Annotated in this window: 15 protein-coding genes, 1 tRNA gene and 1 pseudogene; 5 read left to right on the top strand and 12 right to left on the bottom strand. The window is 70.4% G+C overall.

Features of this window, described 5'->3' with window-relative positions:
• Positions 1-18: 18 nt before the first annotated feature.
• From J7E87_RS27390 to J7E87_RS27375, 4 genes are all read right to left on the bottom strand, one after another.
• Complete coding sequence (locus tag J7E87_RS27390; protein ID WP_215097222.1) at positions 19-2,355, bottom strand: fructose-specific PTS transporter subunit EIIC; 2,337 nt, start codon at positions 2,353-2,355, stop codon at positions 19-21.
• A complete protein-coding gene (gene pfkB, locus J7E87_RS27385; RefSeq protein ID WP_215097221.1) occupies positions 2,352-3,305 on the bottom strand; it encodes a 1-phosphofructokinase in 954 nt (317 codons plus the stop codon). Before pfkB ends, J7E87_RS27390 begins: the two co-directional genes overlap by 4 nt.
• Positions 3,302-4,063: a DeoR/GlpR family DNA-binding transcription regulator gene (locus J7E87_RS27380; protein WP_215097220.1), complete on the bottom strand. Its 762-nt coding sequence runs from the start codon at positions 4,061-4,063 to the stop codon at positions 3,302-3,304. The genes pfkB and J7E87_RS27380 overlap by 4 nt, the downstream gene beginning before the upstream one ends.
• A gap of 174 nt (positions 4,064-4,237) precedes the next feature.
• On the bottom strand, positions 4,238-5,758 hold the full coding sequence (locus J7E87_RS27375) for an MFS transporter (RefSeq protein WP_251018084.1): 1,521 nt from the start codon (positions 5,756-5,758) through the stop codon (positions 4,238-4,240).
• A gap of 62 nt (positions 5,759-5,820) precedes the next feature.
• Between J7E87_RS27375 and J7E87_RS27370 the strand changes: the two genes are divergently transcribed.
• Positions 5,821-6,783 carry a YafY family protein gene (locus J7E87_RS27370; RefSeq protein ID WP_215097218.1) on the top strand — a complete coding sequence of 321 codons (963 nt, stop codon included), beginning with the start codon at positions 5,821-5,823 and terminating at the stop codon, positions 6,781-6,783.
• Between the two features lie 136 nt (positions 6,784-6,919).
• On the opposite strand, the gene J7E87_RS27365 is transcribed toward J7E87_RS27370, so the two are convergent.
• Positions 6,920-7,912, bottom strand: coding sequence for an RNA polymerase sigma factor RpoD/SigA (locus J7E87_RS27365; protein WP_215097217.1), 993 nt, complete (start codon positions 7,910-7,912; stop codon positions 6,920-6,922).
• 146 nt (positions 7,913-8,058) lie between these two features.
• On the opposite strand from J7E87_RS27365, the gene J7E87_RS27360 reads away from it, so the two are divergent.
• A complete protein-coding gene (locus J7E87_RS27360) occupies positions 8,059-8,673 on the top strand; it encodes a GNAT family N-acetyltransferase (RefSeq protein WP_215097216.1) in 615 nt (204 codons plus the stop codon).
• Here the strand turns inward: J7E87_RS27360 and J7E87_RS27355 are convergent.
• Positions 8,603-9,385, bottom strand: a complete 783-nt coding sequence (locus J7E87_RS27355; RefSeq protein ID WP_215097215.1) for a dioxygenase — start codon at positions 9,383-9,385, stop codon at positions 8,603-8,605. The two genes, J7E87_RS27360 and J7E87_RS27355, sit on opposite strands and share 71 nt — an antisense overlap.
• 102 nt (positions 9,386-9,487) lie before the next feature.
• Here J7E87_RS27355 and J7E87_RS27350 point away from each other — a divergent pair, with 102 nt between their 5' ends.
• Positions 9,488-10,012, top strand: coding sequence for a MarR family winged helix-turn-helix transcriptional regulator (locus tag J7E87_RS27350; RefSeq protein ID WP_374195235.1), 525 nt, complete (start codon positions 9,488-9,490; stop codon positions 10,010-10,012).
• Positions 10,013-10,168: 156 nt separating this feature from the next.
• Here J7E87_RS27350 and J7E87_RS27345 read toward each other — a convergent pair whose 3' ends face one another.
• Together J7E87_RS27345 and J7E87_RS27340 are read right to left on the bottom strand one after the other, a co-directional pair.
• Positions 10,169-11,695, bottom strand: coding sequence for an MFS transporter (locus tag J7E87_RS27345; protein ID WP_215097213.1), 1,527 nt, complete (start codon positions 11,693-11,695; stop codon positions 10,169-10,171).
• Positions 11,696-11,807: 112 nt separating this feature from the next.
• Entirely contained in the window at positions 11,808-12,458 is a 651-nt protein-coding gene (locus tag J7E87_RS27340) for a TetR/AcrR family transcriptional regulator (RefSeq protein ID WP_308313094.1), read from the bottom strand.
• A gap of 281 nt (positions 12,459-12,739) precedes the next feature.
• Here J7E87_RS27340 and J7E87_RS27335 point away from each other — a divergent pair, with 281 nt between their 5' ends.
• Positions 12,740-14,026: a M6 family metalloprotease domain-containing protein gene (locus tag J7E87_RS27335; protein WP_215097212.1), complete on the top strand. Its 1,287-nt coding sequence runs from the start codon at positions 12,740-12,742 to the stop codon at positions 14,024-14,026.
• Here J7E87_RS27335 and J7E87_RS27330 read toward each other — a convergent pair.
• From J7E87_RS27330 to J7E87_RS36585, 3 genes are all read right to left on the bottom strand, one after another.
• The gene (locus J7E87_RS27330; protein WP_215097211.1) at positions 14,013-15,758 is read right to left on the bottom strand and encodes a class I adenylate-forming enzyme family protein; all 1,746 of its coding nucleotides are present in this window, start codon (positions 15,756-15,758) and stop codon (positions 14,013-14,015) included. The two genes, J7E87_RS27335 and J7E87_RS27330, sit on opposite strands and share 14 nt — an antisense overlap.
• Positions 15,759-15,881: 123 nt before the next feature.
• Positions 15,882-17,036, bottom strand: a complete 1,155-nt coding sequence (locus tag J7E87_RS27325; protein WP_215097210.1) for a CapA family protein — start codon at positions 17,034-17,036, stop codon at positions 15,882-15,884.
• A gap of 112 nt (positions 17,037-17,148) precedes the next feature.
• Positions 17,149-17,316: a DoxX family protein gene (locus J7E87_RS36585; protein ID WP_374195234.1), complete on the bottom strand. Its 168-nt coding sequence runs from the start codon at positions 17,314-17,316 to the stop codon at positions 17,149-17,151.
• A 311-nt stretch (positions 17,317-17,627) separates the two neighbouring features.
• Between J7E87_RS36585 and J7E87_RS27315 the strand changes: the two genes are divergently transcribed.
• Positions 17,628-17,703, top strand: a tRNA-Arg gene (locus tag J7E87_RS27315).
• A 68-nt stretch (positions 17,704-17,771) separates the two neighbouring features.
• Here J7E87_RS27315 and J7E87_RS27310 read toward each other — a convergent pair.
• Positions 17,772-18,238: pseudogene (locus J7E87_RS27310) on the bottom strand (tyrosine-type recombinase/integrase); the annotation flags it as partial.
• Positions 18,239-18,434: the final 196 nt, after the last annotated feature.

Here is an 18,434-nt window from a genome sequence, read left to right as displayed (position 1 = left end):
CGAGGTTAAGGATCAAGCTCAGGCCGCCGCGAGCACCTCGGTCTCCTCCTCGGCCGCGGCCGGGGCCTTCTCAGGCTGCCGCTTGCGCGCGCTCTTGAGGAGAATGACCACGCCCGCGCTGACCAGCGTGCCCGCGACGATCGCAATCAGGTAGAGGAACGGGTTGCCGATCAGCGGCACCACGAAGATGCCGCCGTGCGGTGCGCGCAGGGTGCACTCGAAGGCCATCGACAGGCCGCCGGTGACCGCGCCGCCCGCCATCGCCGCCGGGATCACCCGGAGCGGGTCGGCCGCGGCGAACGGGATCGCTCCCTCGGTGATGAAGGACGCCCCGAGCACCCAGGCGGCCTTGCCGTTCTCGCGCTCGGTCTTGGTGAAGAGCCGGCCGCGTACGACGGTGGCCAGGGCCATCGCCAGCGGCGGCACCATGCCGGCGGCCATCACCGCGGCCATGACCTTGAGGGAACCTTCGTTGGGGTTCGCGAGACCGCCGACCGCGAAGGTGTACGCCACCTTGTTGAGCGGGCCGCCGAGGTCGAAGCACATCATCAGCCCGAGGATGGCGCCGAGGATGACGGCGTTGGCCCCGGAGAGGCTGGACAGCCAGTCGGTGAGCGCCTGCTGAAGCTCGGCGATGGGCTTGCCGATCACCAGGAACATCAGGAACCCGACGACCGCGGACGAGATGAGCGGGATCACGACCACCGGCATGATGCCGCGAAGTGGTTTGGGCACTTTGAGGCGTTGGATCGCCATGACGGTGCCGCCCGCGAGCAGACCGGCGATCAGGCCGCCGAGGAAGCCGGCGTTGATGGTGAGCGCGATGGCGCCGCCGACGAAGCCGGGGACGAGACCGGGGCGGTCGGCCATTCCGTAAGCGATGTAGCCGGCGAGTACGGGGACGAGGAAGCTGAAGGCGAGTCCACCGACCTGGAAGAGGAGGGCGGCCCAGCTGGTGAGGTCGGCCCAGACGAAGTGCTCGGCGACTGACTTGGCGTCGGAGATCTCGTAGCCGCCGATGGCGAAGCCGAGGGCGATGAGGAGGCCGCCCGCGGCGACGAACGGGACCATGTAACTGACGCCGGACATCAGCCACTTGCGCAGCTTGGTGCCGTAGCCCTCGCCGGGCTCGCCGGCCGCGTCGACGGGCGTGGTCTTGGCGGGACCGCTGACTTCACCGCGCTCGGCCTTGCCACGGACCTCGGCGATGAGCTCGGCGGGCCGGTTGATCCCGGCCTTGACGCCGACGTCGACGGTGGGCTTCCCGGCGAAACGCTCCTTGTCCCGTACGGGCACGTCGTGCGCGAAGATCACGCCGTCGGCGTCGGCGATGACCTTGGGGTCGAGCCGGGTGAACCCGGCGGACCCCTGCGTCTCGACGGCGACTTGGACGCCGTGGGCTTCGCCGGCCTTTTCGAGGGATTCGGCAGCCATGTACGTGTGGGCGATGCCGGTGGGGCAGGAGGTGACGGCGACGACGCGGAAGGGGGTGGTGTCTCCGCCATCCCGCCCCTTCCCGGAACCGGGGCTCCGCCCCGCATCCCCGTCCGCGCCGGCAGCCACCGGCTCCGCGCGGTCGGGGGACACGTGCTCGCCGCGGTCGGCGGCGGCCGCCCCGCCGGATGCGACATCCTCCCGGTCGGATACGGCATCGTCGGCGCCCGGCACCACGGCGCCGGCCGCGCCCGGTGAGCCCGGCGCCGTCGCGGCAGCCGCGCCCCCGTCGCCGCTCGGCACCCGGTCGCCCGAGGCCGTAGCGGCCTCCGCCACCCCGTCGGCCGCGTCCGGTGAGCCCGCGCCGCCGTCCGGCGAAGCCGGTGCGCCCGGTGCGCCCGGCACCGTCGCGGCAGCCGCGCCCGAGCCGACGCCCTCCGCCACCGCATCGGCCGCCTCCGCGCCCTCCGCCGCATCCGGAGCGTCGCCCCGGATCAGCGCGGCAGTCGGCTCCGCATCCGTCGCTCCCCGCAGCGTCCCCGTGAAGTTCTCGTCCATCAAGCGGCGCGCCAGGCTCGACAGGATCGTCAAGTGGGCGTCGTCCGCGCCCGCGGGGGCCGCTATGAGGAAGATCAGGTCCGCCGGGCCGTCCGGGGCGCCGAAGTCGATGCCCGCCGCGCTGCGGCCGAATGCCAGTGTCGGCTCGGTGACATGCGCGCTGCGGCAGTGCGGGATGCCGATCCCGCCGTCCAGGCCCGTCGGCATCTGGGCTTCGCGGGCCGCCACGTCCGCCAGGAAACCCTCCAGGTCGGTGACCCGGCCCAGGGCCACCATCCGCTCGGCCAGCGAACGGGCCGCGGCCTCCTTCGTCGTCGCGGCCAGGTCGAGGTCGACCAGGTCCGCGCTGATCATTTCGCTCATCGCGGGTTCCCTTGCTCGGTGAGTGCTCGGTCCAGGGGGATGTCCGCGGTCACGGTGACCGCGGACGGGTCGAGGTCGGTCGGTTTCGGCATCACGCTGCCCGGCAGCTGGACCGCCGCCGCGCCGTGTGCGACCGCCGCGGACAACGCCTTCGGTCCCTCGCCGCCGGCCGCCAGGAAGCCGGCCAGCGATGCGTCGCCCGCGCCGACGTTGCTGCGTACGGCGGTCACAGAGGCGTGCCCGTAGAAGGCGCCCGCGGACGAGACCAGCAGCTGGCCGTCAGCGCCCAGGCTCGCCAGCACCGCTCCCGCGCCGAGCCCGCGCACCTCCTCCGCCGCCTTGACCGCGTCGCCGAGCGTGGCCAGCGGGCGGCCCACCGCCTGGGCGAGTTCGTCGGCGTTGGGTTTGACGACGTCGGGGCGCGAGCGCAGGGCCGCCAGCAGGGACGGGCCGGAGGTGTCGAGTGCGACCCGCGCCCCCGCGGCGTGCGCCCGGGTGACCAGCTCGGCGTACCACTGGGGCGCGAGGCCGCGCGGCAGGCTGCCGCAGCACGCGATCCAGGCCGCGGAGGCGGAGTGCGCGGTGACCGCGGACAGGAGCGACTCGGCTTCCGCGGCGCTCAGTTCGGGGCCGGGTGCGTTGATCTTCGTCAGCGTCCCGTCCGGCTCGGCCAGCGCGATGTTGGAGCGCGTCGCGCCCACCACCAAAACCGGCGCGACCTCGATGCGCTGCCCCGTCAGCAGCTCCGCGACGAGCGCGCCGGGCGCCCCGCCCAGCGGCATGACCGCGACCGTACGGTGCCCGGCGGCCGCGACTGCCCGCGAGACGTTGACGCCCTTGCCGCCGGGGTCCATCCGCTCGGCCGTGGCCCGCAGGACTTCGCCGCGGTCCAGCGCCGGGACCTCGTACGTACGGTCCAGCGAGGGGTTCGGGGTGACGGTCAGGATCATGCGCGTACAACTTCCGTTCCCGCGGCCTCGATCGCCGCGGCGTCCTTGGGGCTGAGACCGCTGTCGGTGATGAGCAGGTCGACGTCGGCGAGGTCGCCGAAGCGGGCGAAGTGCGACTGCCCGTGCTTGGCCGAGTCCGCCAGCAGCACCACGCGTCGCGCGGCCGAGACGATCGTGCGTTTGACGGAACCCTCGGCGAGGTCGGGCGTGGTGAGCCCGCCGTCGACCGAGAAGCCGTTGGTGCCGAGGAAGGCGACGTCCGCGTTGATCTCTCCGTACGCCCGCAGCGCCCACGCGTCGACCGCGGCCCGCGTCCGGTGCCGGACCCGACCGCCCACCAGGTGGAGATCGATGCCGGGGTGGTCGGCGAGGCGCGCCGCGACGGACAGGGCGTGGGTGACGACGGTGAGCGAGCACTCCAGCGGGAAAGAAGCAGCGAGGCGCCCCACGGTGGACCCGGCGTCGAGGATCACGCTGCCGTCCGCCGGCAGTTCGGCGAGCGCGGTGTGCGCGATGCGGTCCTTCTCGTCCGCGGCGGTGGACTCACGCTCGGCGAGGTCGGGCTCGAAGTCGAGCCGCCCGGCCGGTATGGCCCCACCGTGCACCCGGCGGACAAGCCCTGCCCGGTCCAGCGCCTTGAGGTCGCGCCGGATGGTCTCGGCGGTGACCTGGAACTCCTCGGCGAGGGAGAGCACATCGACGCGGCCGCCGTCGCGGGCGAGTCGCAGGATCTCCTGCTGGCGCTCGGGTGCGTACATGTGGGTTTACATCCGTTCTGTGCCCGAACCTGTGGCTTCACTCGTAGACTACGCCTGGATTTCGGCAAAGTAAACAGATTCGGGCATGAGGCGGACACACACGGAAAGAGCCCGGAACAGAAAAACCCGGCCCGGGGACGAATCCCCGGGCCGGGCCGCGTACGCACCGCGAGCTCAGCCGGCGAGCACCGGCTCCCGGTCGACAGGCCCCACGGGCTCGGCCTCGATCTCCGCCTCCGCCCCCTCCACATGCTGCTTCGGCCTCGCCGGCAGCGCGAACATCACGACGAAGATCACGACCAGCACCGCCACCACCCACCACAGCGAGTTCTGGAACGCCTCCCCGAACGCCTTCCCGACCGCGCTCGGCGCGATCCGGTCGTCGATCGAGCCGAAGAAGACCACCGAGACCAGCCCCAGGCCCAGCGCATTGCCCATCTGCATAGTGGTGTTGATCAGCCCGGACGCCGAACCCGAGTGCTCGCGCGGCACCTCCGACAGCACCGCGTCCGTCAGCGGCGCCACGATCAGGCCCATCCCGACGCCCATGACCACCAGCGGCAGCGCCATCTGCCAGGACTGGATTCCCATGCCGTACCGCCCCGCCTCCCAGATGTAGAGCAGCAGACCCGTGGCCATCGTCACCGCGCCCGCCTGCAGCACCTTCCGGCCGAAGCGCGGCACCAGCTTCTGTACGGACATTCCGGCCGCCGCGGACACGGCGATGGAGAAGGGGACGCCGGTCAGCCCCGCCCGCAGCGGCGACCAGCCGAGACCGATCTGCATGTAGAGCGTCCAGACCAGGAAGAAGATCCCGCACACGATCCCGAACGTGAGCTGCACGGCGATGCCCGCGGCGAAGCTCTTCACCTTGAACAGCGACAGCTCGACGAGCGGCGAGGAGTCCTTGCTCGTCTTGTACTTCTCATACGCGACGAACGCGGCGAAGACGAGCAGGCTGCCGGCCATGCAGAGGTGACCCCACAGCGGCCAGCCCAGCTCACGGCCGCGCGTCAGGGGGTAGATCAGCATCAGCAGGCCGAGCGTGACCAGCGCGACGCCGACCAGGTCGAGCTTGAGCGCCTTCGGGGCGCGGGACTCGGTGATGTACTTCCGGCCCAGGATCAGTCCGGCTATTCCCACCGGCAGGTTGATCAGGAAGATCGGCCGCCACTGGAGGCCGAAGAGGTTCCACTGGGTCAGCAGCGCGCCGAGCAGCGGCCCGGACACCGCGCCGAGCCCGATGATCGCGCCGAACATGCCGAAGACCTTGCCGCGTTCGTGCGCCGGGAAGGTGACATGGATGATCGCCAGCACCTGCGGAACCATCATCGCGGCGGTCGCGCCCTGCAGCAGGCGGGAGGCGACCAGCATCTCCTCGTTGGCGGCGAATCCGCAGAGCGCGGAGGCGAGCGTGAAGCCGGTGATGCCGATCAGGAACAGCCGCTTGCGGCCGTAGATGTCACCGAGCCTGCCGCCCGTGATCAGACCGGCGGCGAAGGCCAGCGCGTAACCGGCGGTGATCCACTGGATCGCACCGAAGGAGGTCCCGAGGTCCCGCTCGATGCTCGGGATCGCGATGTTGACGATGGTGACGTCGACCAGATCCATGAAGGCAGCGGTCATGACGATGGCAAGCGCGATCCAGCGACGACGGTCTGAAGCCGTATCCGGTACGGCGGGCTGTGAACTCATGGAAGTGAAGCTAGAGACCATATAGGCCAGATCACGACCTATATAAGCGGCATCCTGAGAACATGACGGACACTCCGGCACGACTCCTGAATCTGCTCTCCCTCCTCCAGACACCGCGCGAGTGGCCGGGCAGCGAGCTCGCCGAGCGCCTCGAAGTGAGCCCGCGCACCATCCGGCGCGACATCGACCGGCTGCGCGACCTCGGCTATCCGGTCGAGGCGACGAAGGGCGCGGTCGGCGGGTACCGGCTGGTCGCGGGCGCCGCCATGCCGCCGCTGCTGCTCGACGACGAGGAGGCAGTCGCGATCGCGGTCGGGTTGCGAGCGGGGGCCGGCCACGCGATCGAGGGCATCGAGGAGGCGTCCGTACGCGCCCTCGCCAAACTGGAGCAGGTGCTGCCGTCCCGGCTGCGGCACCGGGTGATCACGCTCCAGGCGGCGACGATTCCACTCACCCGGGGCGACGGCGCGAGGATCGACCCGCACACTCTGACGGCCATCGCGGGCGCGGCCACCGGGCAGGAACGGCTCCGCTTCGGCTACCGCGCGGGCGACGGCACCGAGACGAAGCGGCAGGTCGAGCCGTACCGCCTCGTCTCAACCGGCCGCCGGTGGTATCTCGTCGCGTACGACATCGCCCGGGAGGACTGGCGTACGTTCCGGGTCGACCGGGTCTCCGAACCCTTCGCCACGGGGTCGCGCTTCGTGCCGCGGGAGTTGCCGACGGGCAGCGCCACGGAACTGCTGGGGCACACCATGTCCCGGCAGCCGGCGCACAACATTGACGTGACCTTCGAGGCCCCGGCGGCCTTCGTGTCCGCGCGTCTCCCGGACACGCTGGGCGCGCCGGAGACGACGGGAGAGGGGACATGCCGGCTGCGAGCTCGGTCGACGGACTCGCTGGAGTGGGTGGCGCTCCGACTGGCGCTGGTGGACTGCGAGTTCATGGTCCACGGCCCGCCGCCGCTGGTTCAGTACGTGACGGACCTGGGCGCGCGCCTGGTGCGGGCAACTCCTGTCCGGTGACGCGGGGCACGGACAGGGCCGCGGGCACAGGACAGGGCCGCGGCCCCGGCCCCGGCCACGGGACATGAAAGGACCCCGGCACCGGGGGGGGATGGTGCCGGGGTCCGTCTATGGGGGCTTGTGCCGCCGCGGTCGATTACGCCGCCGCGTCGAAGCCCGTGTCGCGCGCCATCCGCTTCAGCTCCAGCAGCGCGTGCTTCTCGATCTGCCGGATCCGCTCCCGCGTCAGACCGTGCTGCTTGCCGACCTCCGTCAGGGTGCGCTCCCGGCCGTCCTCGATGCCGTACCGCATACGGATGATCGACGCCGTCCGGTGGTCGAGCTTGCCGATCAGGTCTTCCAGCTCCTCGCTGCGCAGCAGCGTGAGCACCGACTGCTCCGGCGAGACCGCCGAGGTGTCCTCCAGCAGGTCGCCGAACTGTGTCTCACCGGCGTCGTCCACCGCCATGTTCAGGCTGACCGGGTCGCGCGCCCAGTCGAGGACGTCAGCGACGCGCTCGGGGGTGGAATCCAGCTCCTTGGCGACCTCTGCGGCCTCCGGTTCCCGACCGTTCTCCCGGTTGAACTCGCGCTGGACACGGCGTATCCGGCCGAGCTCCTCCACCAGGTGGACGGGGAGCCGGATCGTGCGGGACTGGTCGGCTATGGAACGGGTGATCGCCTGGCGGATCCACCACGTGGCGTACGTCGAGAACTTGAAGCCCTTGGCGTAGTCGAACTTCTCGACCGCGCGCACCAGACCTGCATTGCCCTCCTGGATCAGGTCGAGCAGGGGCAGGCCGCTGCGCGGGTAGCGCCGGGCCACGGCCACCACGAGCCGGAGGTTGGAGCGGATGAAGACGTCCTTCGCGCGCTCGCCCTCGGCGACCAGCGCCTCGAGTTCCTCGCGCGTCGCCTTGACGCCCTCGCTCTCCACATCGCCGTCGAGGATCTGGCCGGCATACACACCCGCCTCGATGGTCTTTGACAGCTCGACTTCCTTGGCCGCGTCGAGCAGCGGCGTACGCGCGATCTCATCGAGGTACATGCCGACCAGGTCGCGGTCGGCGATCTCCCCGCCCACGGCACTGCCTGCCCGGCCTGTCCCGGTGGAGCCGGACTGACGACGGGCGACGGCACGGGTTGCCATGCGAGCTCCCTTGTTGAGTAGGTCGCGACACCCTCCCGGGTGCCCTGCATCCGTAGGAAACAACGACTGGAATCCGGACAGAATTCCCGCGCGACACATCGATTTTCGTGATCTTGCAGTACCCTGTCCGCCCATCGGGAGGAAGAGTGCCGAACGATTACACAGAGGTGCAGGTCAGAGCGGGCACGGAGGCCGATCTCGTGGCCCTCACGGAGCTCTACAACCACTACGTACGTGAGACCGCCGCCACCTTCGACACGATCGCCTTCACACCCGAGCAGCGCCGCCCATGGCTGCACTCCCACCCTGAAGACGGCCCCCACCGTCTTTTGGTTGCTCGGGATGTCCGTTCTGCCCTACTCCTCGGGTATGCGACCAGCAGCCCCTTCCGCCCCAAGCCCGCGTACTCCACCTCCGTCGAGGTCAGCGTCTACTGCGCCCCCGATGCCGCGGGCCGCGGCATCGGCACGCTCCTCTACAAGGCGCTCTTCGAGGCGCTCGACGGTGAAGACCTGCACCGCGCCTACGCCGGGATCGCCCAGCCGAACGAGGCGTCGGCCCGGCTGCACGCGCGTTTCGGCTTCCGGCACACCGGCACGTACCTCGAAGTGGGCCGGAAGTTCGGCCGGTACTGGGACGTGGCCTGGTACGAGAAGGACCTCGGCGGTACGAGCAGGACCTCGGCGCCGGCTAGCCGAACTGCAGGGAGCGCTTCGCCAGGCCCATCCAGAAGCCGTCGATCACGCTCTGCCCGCTCTTGAGCTCGCCCTCAGACGCTCCCAGGCTGACGAACAGCGGCGCGAAGTGCTCGGTCCGCGGGTGGGCCAGCCGTCCTGCCGGGGCCTTGTTCTCGAAGTCCAGCAGCGCGTCCACGTCCGCCGCCGCGAGCGCCCGCCGCCCCCAGTCGTCGAACTCCGCCGACCAGCCGGGAGTCCCCTGGTGCCGCAGCGCGGCCAGATTGTGGGTGAAGAAACCACTGCCGACGATCAGCACGCCCTCGTCACGCAGCGGCGCGAGCCTGCGCCCGATGTCCATCAGCTTCCGCGGGTCGAGCGTGGGCATGGAGATCTGGAGTACGGGGATGTCGGCGCCCGGGAACATCTCCACCAGCGGGACGTAGGCGCCGTGGTCGAGCCCGCGGTCCGGGACGTCCTGCACCGGCGTTCCGGCGGAGCGCAGCAACTTCCGTACGGAATGGGCGAGTTCGGGCGCGCCGGGCGCGTCGTACCGGACCCGGTAGTAGTGCTCGGGGAAGCCCCAGAAGTCGTACACCAGCGGTACGGTCTCGGTCGCGCCGAGCGCGAGCGGGGCGTCCTCCCAGTGGGCCGAGACCATGAGGATCGCCTTCGGGCGCGGCAGGGAAGCGGACCAGGCGGCGAGCTCGCCGGGCCAGACGGGGTCGTCGGCCAACGGCGGCGCGCCGTGCGAGAGATAGAGGGCGGGCATGCGTTCCGCGGCAGGGGTGGCATTCATGACAGCGGCTCCCGGTCCACTTCGGATCCACTTCGACATAACTTGAACTTTCAAGCTACCTCTCAACCCCACATAGTTCAACTTTCAAGAATGAGTCGTAGAGTGGGATACATGAACACGGCATCCACTGGCGGGGGCGGCCGCGAGCCACGCTGGCTCACCGAGGACGAACAGCGCGTCTGGCGTGCCTATCTCCATGCCACCACGCTCCTCGAAGACCACCTCGACCGCCAGCTCCAGCGCGACGCGGGCATGCCGCACATCTACTACGGTCTGCTCGTCCAGCTCTCCCAGGCCCCGCGCCGCCGCAAGCGGATGACCGAGCTGGCCATCGACGCGAAGATCACCCGGTCCCGGCTCTCGCACGCGATAGCGCGTCTCGAGAAGAACGGCTGGGTTCGCCGGGAGGACTGCCCCTCCGACAAGCGCGGGCAGAACGCCGTGCTGACGGACGACGGCTTCAAGATCCTCGAACGGTCCGCGCCCGGCCATGTCGAGGCCGTACGACAAGCGATGTTCGACCGGCTCACGCCCGAGCAGGTCGGAAAGCTCGGCGAGATCATGAAGATCATGGCCGAGGGGCTCCAGCCGCAGGACTCCGGCGCCGACCTGCCCTGGCTGCGCTGAGCCCGCACCACAAGGGGCAGAGACCGCACCATCCGCACAACCCCGCACCATCCGCGCCATCCGCACCACACCCGCACCGCAAGCGAAGGGCCCCGCCCGGGTTCACCCCGGGCGGGGCCCAGTCCGCTTGACCTCTCGGCGTCCGCCGAGCTCGTGTCAGTGCGCGACGACCGGGACCTTGATCTCGTCGATCCCGCCCTCTATGCCGTCACCCGATGCCGCGGTGACCGAACCGGCCCCCGGACGCCCGGTGTTGATGAGCGTGAACGCGATCGCGGCGGCGGAAACCAGGATCCCGACCGCCCACCAGATCGCCGACGAGAAGCCGTGCACCATGGCCTGGAGTTCGAGCAGCTTCGGGTTGGCCGCTCCCGCCGCGTGCGAGGTGACGTACGCGGTCGTGGCCGAGGCCGCGATCGTGTTCAGCAGCGCCGTTCCGATCGCGCCTCCGACCTGCTGCGAGGTGTTGACCATCGCGGAGGCGACACCGGCGTCGGCCGGGTTCACACCGTGCGTGGCCAGCGACATCGCCGGCATGAAGGCCGTACCCATGCCGAGGCCCAGCAGCACCTGCGCCGGCAGGATCAGACCCGCGTAGGAGCTGCCGATCTCCAGTTGGGTCAGCATCAGCATGCCGGTCGCCGCGACCAGGAAGCCGGGGCCCATCAGCAGCCGCGGCGGAACGCGGGTCATCAGCCGGGCGCCGATCTGGGTCGAGCCCGTGATCATGCCCGCGATCATCGGCAGGAACGCGAAGCCTGTCCGGACCGGGGAGTACCCCTTCACGACCTGCAGGTAGAACGTCAGGAAGAGGAACAGCCCGAACATCGCGATGATGGCGAGCCCCAGCGACAGGTAGACACCGCCGCGGTTGCGTTCGGTCAGGACGCGCAGCGGCAGCAGCGGGGACTTGACCTTCGCCTCGGTGACGACGAAACCGGCGAGCAGCACCACGGATGCGACGAACATGCCCACGGTCAGGCTGTCGGACCAGCCGGCGGACTCGGCGCGGGTGAAGCCGTACACCAGCGCCACCAGGCCGAGGGTGGACAGGACGACGCCGGGGATGTCGAGCGAGGAGCGGTTGCGCGCGCCCTCCGGCTCACGGATCACGAGGTACGCGCCGACAGCGGCGACGATCGCGAAGGGGATGTTGACGAAGAAGGTCCAGCGCCAGTTCAGGTACTCGGTGAGGAAGCCGCCCAGGATCAGGCCGACGGCGCCACCGCCACCGGCGATCGCACCGTAGATACCGAAGGCCTTGGCACGCTCCTTGGCGTCGGTGAACATCACCGCGAGCAGGGAGAGCGCGGCAGGCGCGAGCAGCGCGCCGAAAGCACCCTGCAGAGCGCGCGAGCCGAGCAGCAATGCCTCGCTGGTCGCCGCGCCACCGAGCGCGGAAGCCGCGGCGAAGCCGAGCAGTCCGACGATGAAGGTCCGCTTACGGCCCCACAGGTCGGCGATCCGGCCGCCGAAGAGCAGCAGTCCGCCGAAGGCGAGCGCGTAGGCGGTGATGACCCACTGGCGGTTGGCGTCCGAAATGCCGAGGTCCTGCTGGGCGGTGGGCAGCGCGATGTTCACGATTGTCGCGTCGAGCACCACCATCAGCTGAGCCACGGCTATGAACACCAGCGCTTTCCAGCGGCTGGGATCCGGAACGGAAATGTCGGCGGATTTTGGCATGGGAGTGGCCACCTAAGGGTGCGAAGAGGTCAAAAAAGGGCGTGGTCAAAGGTGTTGCGGAGGAATGCGGCGCCGGTTCAACTCACCCGCGCTGCCAGGCTGCTGTGCCGCTTCATGGCGTGCTGCTGCTCAGGTCCTCCAAAGTCGCGGCAAGGCCCGGCAGTTCGGAGCGCGCGGGCGCTTCGAGTCCGTCCAGGAACAACTGCAGATGGCGATGGGCGAACCGGTCGATGCTCAGGCACGCGGTGCCCGGCAGTGGCCGGGTGAGCTGGGAGAGCGCGACGAGCAGATCCCCGACGGCGACGTCGGCGCGGAGCCGGCCCGCTTCCTTCGCGCGCGCGAAGAGGGCCTCGACTGCCTCTTCGAGGCGCACCCCCTCACGGGTCAGATCGGGGAAATGCTTGTCGAAAGAGCCGCTGAGCAGCGGGCACAGGGCACCGATGCGTTCGTCGGCGGCCGCGTGGGTGAAGCGCCTCAGCCCCTCGAAGGGGTCAGCCTCCTCGGCCGCCTCGTGCGCCTGCTGCGTCGTGCGGGTCAGGACGAAGAGGACGACCTCGTGGATGAGGGTGTCGCGGTCGGGGAAGTGCCGGTAGAGCGTGGCGTTGCCTACACCCGCCCGGCGGGCGATGTCATCGAGCGGGACCTCGGGCCCGAACTCGACGAACATCTCGCGCGCGGCCATCACGATCCGCTCCCTGTTCCGCAGGGCGTCCGCCCGCGGCCGGGTGGAGCGGCGCGCCTCGGTGTCGGCGGCGGGGCTCACGGGCTCCACTCCCTCTCATTTCTGCCTCGTATCGCTACGTACATCACGCATAAGCGCTACGTAAGCGGGGACCTCTTCCCCGTTTCGCGGGGACACGAGTTCAAACGGGGAAACGATCCCCGGTTATTTCCCCTACCCAATGTGACCTGCGTCACATACATCAGGCGTGCGGTACCCACGATCGGCCCACCCGGCAGGCGTCCCGCCACCACCCGTCACAGGCTGATCGCAATGAGTGCAGCAAGGGTCCGGCCTGCTGCCGCGGACCCGAAGGCGATTGCATGCAGCCGACGCGCCACCGGATACGCACCAGCGGCAGCTCCCGCCGCATCGGCACGCTCGCCGCCCTCGCAGCTGTCGCGCTCGCCACCCTCACGACGGCCAGCGCCACTCTCCCCACCACCAGCCGGGCGTCGGCCGGGCCGGTGGCAGCCGCCGACAGGTCAGCCCTCGGGCCCTGCCGCATCGCCTCCACGCTGGGGATCCAGATGTCGGAGGGCGTGCCGACCCCGCCCGGCTACTCCCGCTCCATCGGCGAGGTCCGCGCGCTCAACCTGATGATCGACTTCCCGGACGCGGAGGGGTCGGGCCCGGCGATGGACCGGCTCGCGGAGTTCTTCCCGCAGACGGCCGACTGGTTCCGGACCAGCTCCTACGGACGTCTCAGCTACCGCACGCACACCCCGGTCACCGACTGGCTGCGGATGCCGATGGCGTTCGCCGCGTACGGGATAGAGCGCGGCTCGCCCTATGAACCGGGCTACCGCCGGCTCGTCCAGGACATAGTGCAGGCGGCCGACTCCCGGGTGGACTTCCGCGCGTACGACCTGGTCAACGTCCTGGTCACGCCGAATGCCGGGCCGTCGGCGCTGGACACCGTTCTGTCCGTGACCTTCTCGGGCAATGACGAGGCCCCGCTCGCGGACGGCGTGCCGCTCGCCAACACGTCCTTCATCTACAGCCGCCAGGACGACGGTTCGGGGTCGTACTCCGAGACGGGGTATCGCGTACTGCCCCATGAGAACGGCCATGTCTTCGGCCTGCCCGACCTCTATACGTCCGAGGGCGCGGGCGCGGTCGGCCACTGGGACATCATGTCCGAGGACTGGGGAGCCAACAACGATCTGCTGGGCTGGCACAAATGGAAGCTGGGCTGGCTGGACGCCGACCAGATCGGCTGCGCGTCCGCGCCCGGCACCACGGAGTACGCGCTGACGCCACTGGCGATCGCGGGCGGCCCGAAGATGGCCATCGTGCCGCTCACCAAGAACGGGGGGTACGCGGTGGAGGTGCGCACCCGGGCGGGCAACGACGAGGCCGTGTGCCAGCCGGGTGTGCTGATCTACCGCGTCCAGTCCGACGTGGACACCGGGCAGGGTCCGGTGGCGATCTCGGACAGCGCCCGGAACAGCGGGGGCTGCACCCGGCGTCCCAATGTGCACGCGGAGCTGTCGGACGCGCCGTACCAGCCGGGGCAGTCGTTCGTCGACCAGCAGAATGGCATCCGCATAGCCGTGATCCAGGAGGACGGGGAGGGCACCTACCGGGTGCGCGTCACGCGCTCCTGAAAGACCCCTCCTGCGACGCCTGCTCCCGCGGCGCCCGGTCCTGTGACACCTGTTCCCGCGACACCTGGTCCTGTACGGGGCCGCGGAGCTCGCGCTTGAGGATCTTCCCGGTCGGATTACGCGGCACGGGCTCGTCCCGTACGAGGACATGAGCGGGAACCTTGAATGCGGCGAGGGCCTTGCCGACGTGCGCCCGCAGCTCGTCGGCCGTGACCGTGGATCCGGCGCGCAGCTGCACCACGGCCGCCACCTCCTCCCCCAGCACCGGATGCGGGACGCCCAGCACCGCGGCGTCGGCGACATCCGGGTGGCCGTGCAGGACCGCTTCCACCTCGACGCAGTACACGTTCTCGCCACCGCGGATGACCATGTCCTTGAGCCGGTCGACGATGCTGACCCGCCCGTCCCGCACGCTCGCGAGGTCGCCGGTCATGAACCAGCCCTCGTGGAACGCGGCAGCGGTCGCGCCCGGGTTGTTCCAGTACCCCCGCGCAAGCGCCTGCCCGCGCAGCCACAACTCACCGACCTGCCCTTCGGGCAGTTCATGACCGTCCGGCCCGGCGATCCGCACCTCGGTGGCGGGGGTCGGCCGCCCCACGCTCTGCGGGTTCTCCCGGTACCCGGCGCCGTAATTGGCGAGCACGCCACCGCAGGTCTCGGTCAGCCCGTAGCCGTTGCGCGGCTCGATCCGCTGCCCGTAGCGGGCCGTCAGCCGGGCCACGAGGTCGGGGGGCGCGGCGGCACCGCCGGTGTTGAGATGCGTGAGCGTCTCAAGCTCCGCCCCGGCCCGCTCGGCGGCGTCAAGCAGCTGGAGCGCGGTGGTCGGCACCCCGGAGAAGTGGGTGACGCGGTGCCGCTCGATCAGCGCGAGGGCCTCGTCGGCGTCCCATTTCCGCATCAGTACGAGCGCCCCGCCGGCCGCCATCGTGGAGTACAGCGTGGTGAACGCGGCCACATGGAAGCAGGGGAAGGTCATCAGCGCCACCGACGCCGGCCCCTGGCCCGGCATCACCCCGCGCGCGAGGGCGGAAGCGGCGGCGTGGAACCGCGGATTGTGCGCGGCCCCGGCCTGCGCGAGCTGTGTGGCGACGGCGCCCTTGGGCCGCCCGGTGGTCCCGGACGTATAGATGATGGTGGCGTCGTCCTCGGCCCGCACCTCGACGCCGGGCGGCGCGGCGAACGGATCCGGTGCCTCGAAGTCTTCGTATCGCTCCACCCCCGCGCCCGGCGCGCCTTCCCCGTGGAAGACGACGACCGGAACGCCGGCCCGCCTGCGCCAGGCGTCGACCCTCGGCAGCCGCTCGCCGTCGACGAGCAGCACCCGCGGCGAACAGTCGTCGAGGGCGTAGGCGAACTCATCCTGCGTCCACCAGGCGTTGAGCGGCACGGCCACCAGTCCCGCCAACTGGGCGGCCCAGAAGGCGATCTGCCACTCGGGGTGATTCCGCATCGCGACAACGGCCCGGTCGCCCGGCCGCAGCCCGTACACCTCGACAAAACGCCGGGCGAGCGCGGAGGCCGCGGCGAAGAACTCGCGATAGCTGTACGTCCCGGTGGCGGCGACGAGAAACGGCTGGTCCCCGAACGACCAGGTGGCTTCGACGAACTCCCGCAGGGTCCGCGGCCCGTCGGCGTAGAGCAGCCCGCCGTCCTCGCCCCGTACGACGGCGAAGGGCGCCCCGGGGGCGGCCAGTGCGGCTTCGGGGCGGGTGGACGGATCGGGGTGCGGCACGGTCGACCTCTCTGAGCACCTGCGTCTCTGAGCACCTGCGTCTGAGCACCTGCGCCAAGCACCTGCGCCAAGACCTCTTCTAAGCACCTGCGTCTCTAAGCACCTGCTCAGTAAGGAGCGACGCTATGCCCGCGCCCTACCCTCGTCAACATCCGTGTACGGCCCATCAAGACCGTCGGCCACGAGCATGCCGCCGGGCTCCAGCCCGACGCCCACACCGAAGCCGCGGCTGACCCCGTCGAGGGTCGCCCGCAGCCACTCGCGGTCCTCGCCCGACGCGTGCCTCAGCCGCATCCGCCGGCTCTGCACGGCGGCCATCTGCACGTCGGCCGCCTTGCCGGTGTCCCGCTCGACGGTGACGAAATACAGCAGCCGCAGGTCGTCCCGGTACTGCTCGTAGCCGGTGATGCCTTCGTAGTCGTCGATGAAGTCGCCGCAGCCGTAGAGGACGAGCTTCCCCCGGTACAGCTCCAGCGGGCGGGGATGGTGCGAGGAGTGCCCATGCACGACATCGACTCCGCCGTCGATCAGCGCATGCGCGAAACGGACCTGGCTTCGCGAGATGCCGTATCCCCAGTTGGATCCCCAGTGGACGGAGGCGACCGACACGTCACCCGGTCGTTTCGCATGCCGTACGCGGCGTGCGACGTTCGCCGCCGCGGCGTCCGAGGGCTGGGCCACGAAGTCGACCCCTGCCCGGTCCTCGTCCGCGGCCCAGCTCCGCGGAATGCCGCTGGACGACATCCCGAAGGAAAAGACGAGAACCCGCGCGCCGCCCTGGACGGCGACCACGGCGGGCCGCCGCGCCTCGTCCACGTCCCGCCCCGCTCCCACCGCCCGCAGGCCTGCGCCGGCCAGCGAGTCGAGCGTCTCCTCCAGCCCCTGACGACCGAAGTCCAGCACGTGGTTGTTGGCCAGCACACAGACGTCGGGCCGGGCCGCGGCCAGGCAGGGAAGGTTGGCCGGATGCATCCGGTAGTGCACTTCCTTGCCCGCCGCGAAGTCGTTGCTGCTGGTGACGCTGGTCTCCAGATTCACCACCCGGGCGTCGGGAGCGACCTGGTCGAGTATCCCCAGGGCGTCCCCCCAGGGCCAGGTGTGTTCGACCGGACGCGTGATCGGCCCGTTCACCGCCTCCGCCAACTCCACGTAGGACCGTGCGTCCGCGGTGTACCGCTCCCAGAGGGCGGGGTCGCCGGGGTGGGGCAGGATCTGATCGACGCCGCGGCCGAGCATGACGTCACCGCAGAGGAACAAGGTCACCGTGTCCCCGCGCATGCTTCCACGCTAAGCCGCGCGGAACGCGTCTGTGGCACGGAGCCCCGTACCGCGGCGGCATTGGCACCTGCCACGGAGCTGTAGCGCGGCGGACCAGCGAAATCGCCCCGCGTCAGAACGCGTACGGCCCGAAGCGTCCCCAGGCGACGAACAACGCGAGGATCAGCGGTACGACGTTCACGGCGACGTTGCGATGCTCACCGCGGCGGCCATGGCGGCGGCCATGAGTGAAGGCCGCACCAATCATCACCAGCGCGAGACCACTCGCCGCAACCGGCACGACGCGCCCTGCGCGTGGACGTCCTGGAGCCGGAGCAGTTGAGGGAGATCTCGCTTCGCGTGCCGCGGGCGATGGAGCCGCAACTGGAAACGGTCTGCGGGAAATCGGTGTGCTGAAGGCCCCGGCGGGTGCGACCTGCCCCGAGCCCTCGGCCACGCCCTGACCAAGCCGATGATCGCCACCCGCACCACCCGCTACACTGTCGGCGGTGGCAGAGCCTTCACAGGCCGCACCGCCACAGCACTGCCGGGATCCAATCTGGATTCGTCTCTCTTCGGACGAATTTCAGAGACGTTTGCCGACAGATTCCCGCCTTCGTAGCTCAGGGGATAGAGCACCGCTCTCCTAAAGCGGGTGTCGCAGGTTCGAATCCTGCCGGGGGCACCAGCGCAAAGGCCCCGGACCGATCATGGTCCGGGGCCTTTGACATCAGCACCTGACATCAACGCGGGCGGTCACTCACGGCCGGGCCGCCTCTTGAGCAGCCGATCCATGTGGCTGATCGCCTCCCGCTGGGTGTCCTGGACGACGTGCGTGTAGACGTCCATGGTGATGCTGATCTGGCTGTGCCCGAGGATCTCCATCACGACACGAGGAGCGACCCCGGCCGCAGTCAGCAGAGTCGCGCAGCCGTGACGGGCATCGTGCAGCCGGATCACGCGAAGGCCGGCGGAGTCGGCGACGCGGGTGAACGAGCGGTACAGGTTCCGCGGCTCGACCGGCCGACCATTGCGGGTGGCGAAAACGTGTCCGGCGATCCCCGAAGCCGAGGCCGCCTGACGCATCCGATGCCAGCGCAGCGGCGCGATGCACATCGCAGGCAGCGGCACCGCACGACGGCGACGCCCCTTGGGATCATCGTCGTACATCACCCCGCGACGGCCTGCGTCTGCTGCCGGACGTAGAGGACCCGGGCGTCAAGGCGCCGCGCAAGCGCGGCGCGCGCCGCTGCCCCCGGCTCGGGGGCAGCCCCTGTCTTCGCCGGGCTGCCCCCCCCCGGCCGGGCGGCGGCGCACCGAGCGCGGACGCCAACCGTCAGAGAGAGGCCGACACGGGGCTGGGGCGGTCGGCTCCACGGCTTTAGGCTGGCTTTAGGCCAAGACCGGGAAGTTAGGGTC

The sequence above is a fragment of the Streptomyces sp. ISL-1 genome, assembly GCF_018614585.1.
In the GTDB taxonomy this organism is placed as follows: domain Bacteria; phylum Actinomycetota; class Actinomycetes; order Streptomycetales; family Streptomycetaceae; genus Streptomyces; species Streptomyces maoxianensis.
The sequence above is the reverse complement of the archived record's forward strand: the minus strand, read 5'-3'. Positions and strand labels throughout refer to the sequence as shown.

Coding starts and splice junctions, on each gene's coding strand:
- J7E87_RS27325 (WP_215097210.1), bottom strand. CDS start 17,036: ATGCGCGGGGACACGGTGACCTTGTTCCTCTGCGGTGACGTCATGCTC.
- J7E87_RS27335 (WP_215097212.1), top strand. CDS start 12,740: ATGCAGCCGACGCGCCACCGGATACGCACCAGCGGCAGCTCCCGCCGC.
- J7E87_RS27370 (WP_215097218.1), top strand. CDS start 5,821: ATGACGGACACTCCGGCACGACTCCTGAATCTGCTCTCCCTCCTCCAG.
- J7E87_RS27375 (WP_251018084.1), bottom strand. CDS start 5,758: ATGAGTTCACAGCCCGCCGTACCGGATACGGCTTCAGACCGTCGTCGC.
- J7E87_RS27345 (WP_215097213.1), bottom strand. CDS start 11,695: ATGCCAAAATCCGCCGACATTTCCGTTCCGGATCCCAGCCGCTGGAAA.
- J7E87_RS27355 (WP_215097215.1), bottom strand. CDS start 9,385: ATGAATGCCACCCCTGCCGCGGAACGCATGCCCGCCCTCTATCTCTCG.
- pfkB (WP_215097221.1), bottom strand. CDS start 3,305: ATGATCCTGACCGTCACCCCGAACCCCTCGCTGGACCGTACGTACGAG.
- J7E87_RS27365 (WP_215097217.1), bottom strand. CDS start 7,912: ATGGCAACCCGTGCCGTCGCCCGTCGTCAGTCCGGCTCCACCGGGACA.
- J7E87_RS27390 (WP_215097222.1), bottom strand. CDS start 2,355: ATGAGCGAAATGATCAGCGCGGACCTGGTCGACCTCGACCTGGCCGCG.
- J7E87_RS27380 (WP_215097220.1), bottom strand. CDS start 4,063: ATGTACGCACCCGAGCGCCAGCAGGAGATCCTGCGACTCGCCCGCGAC.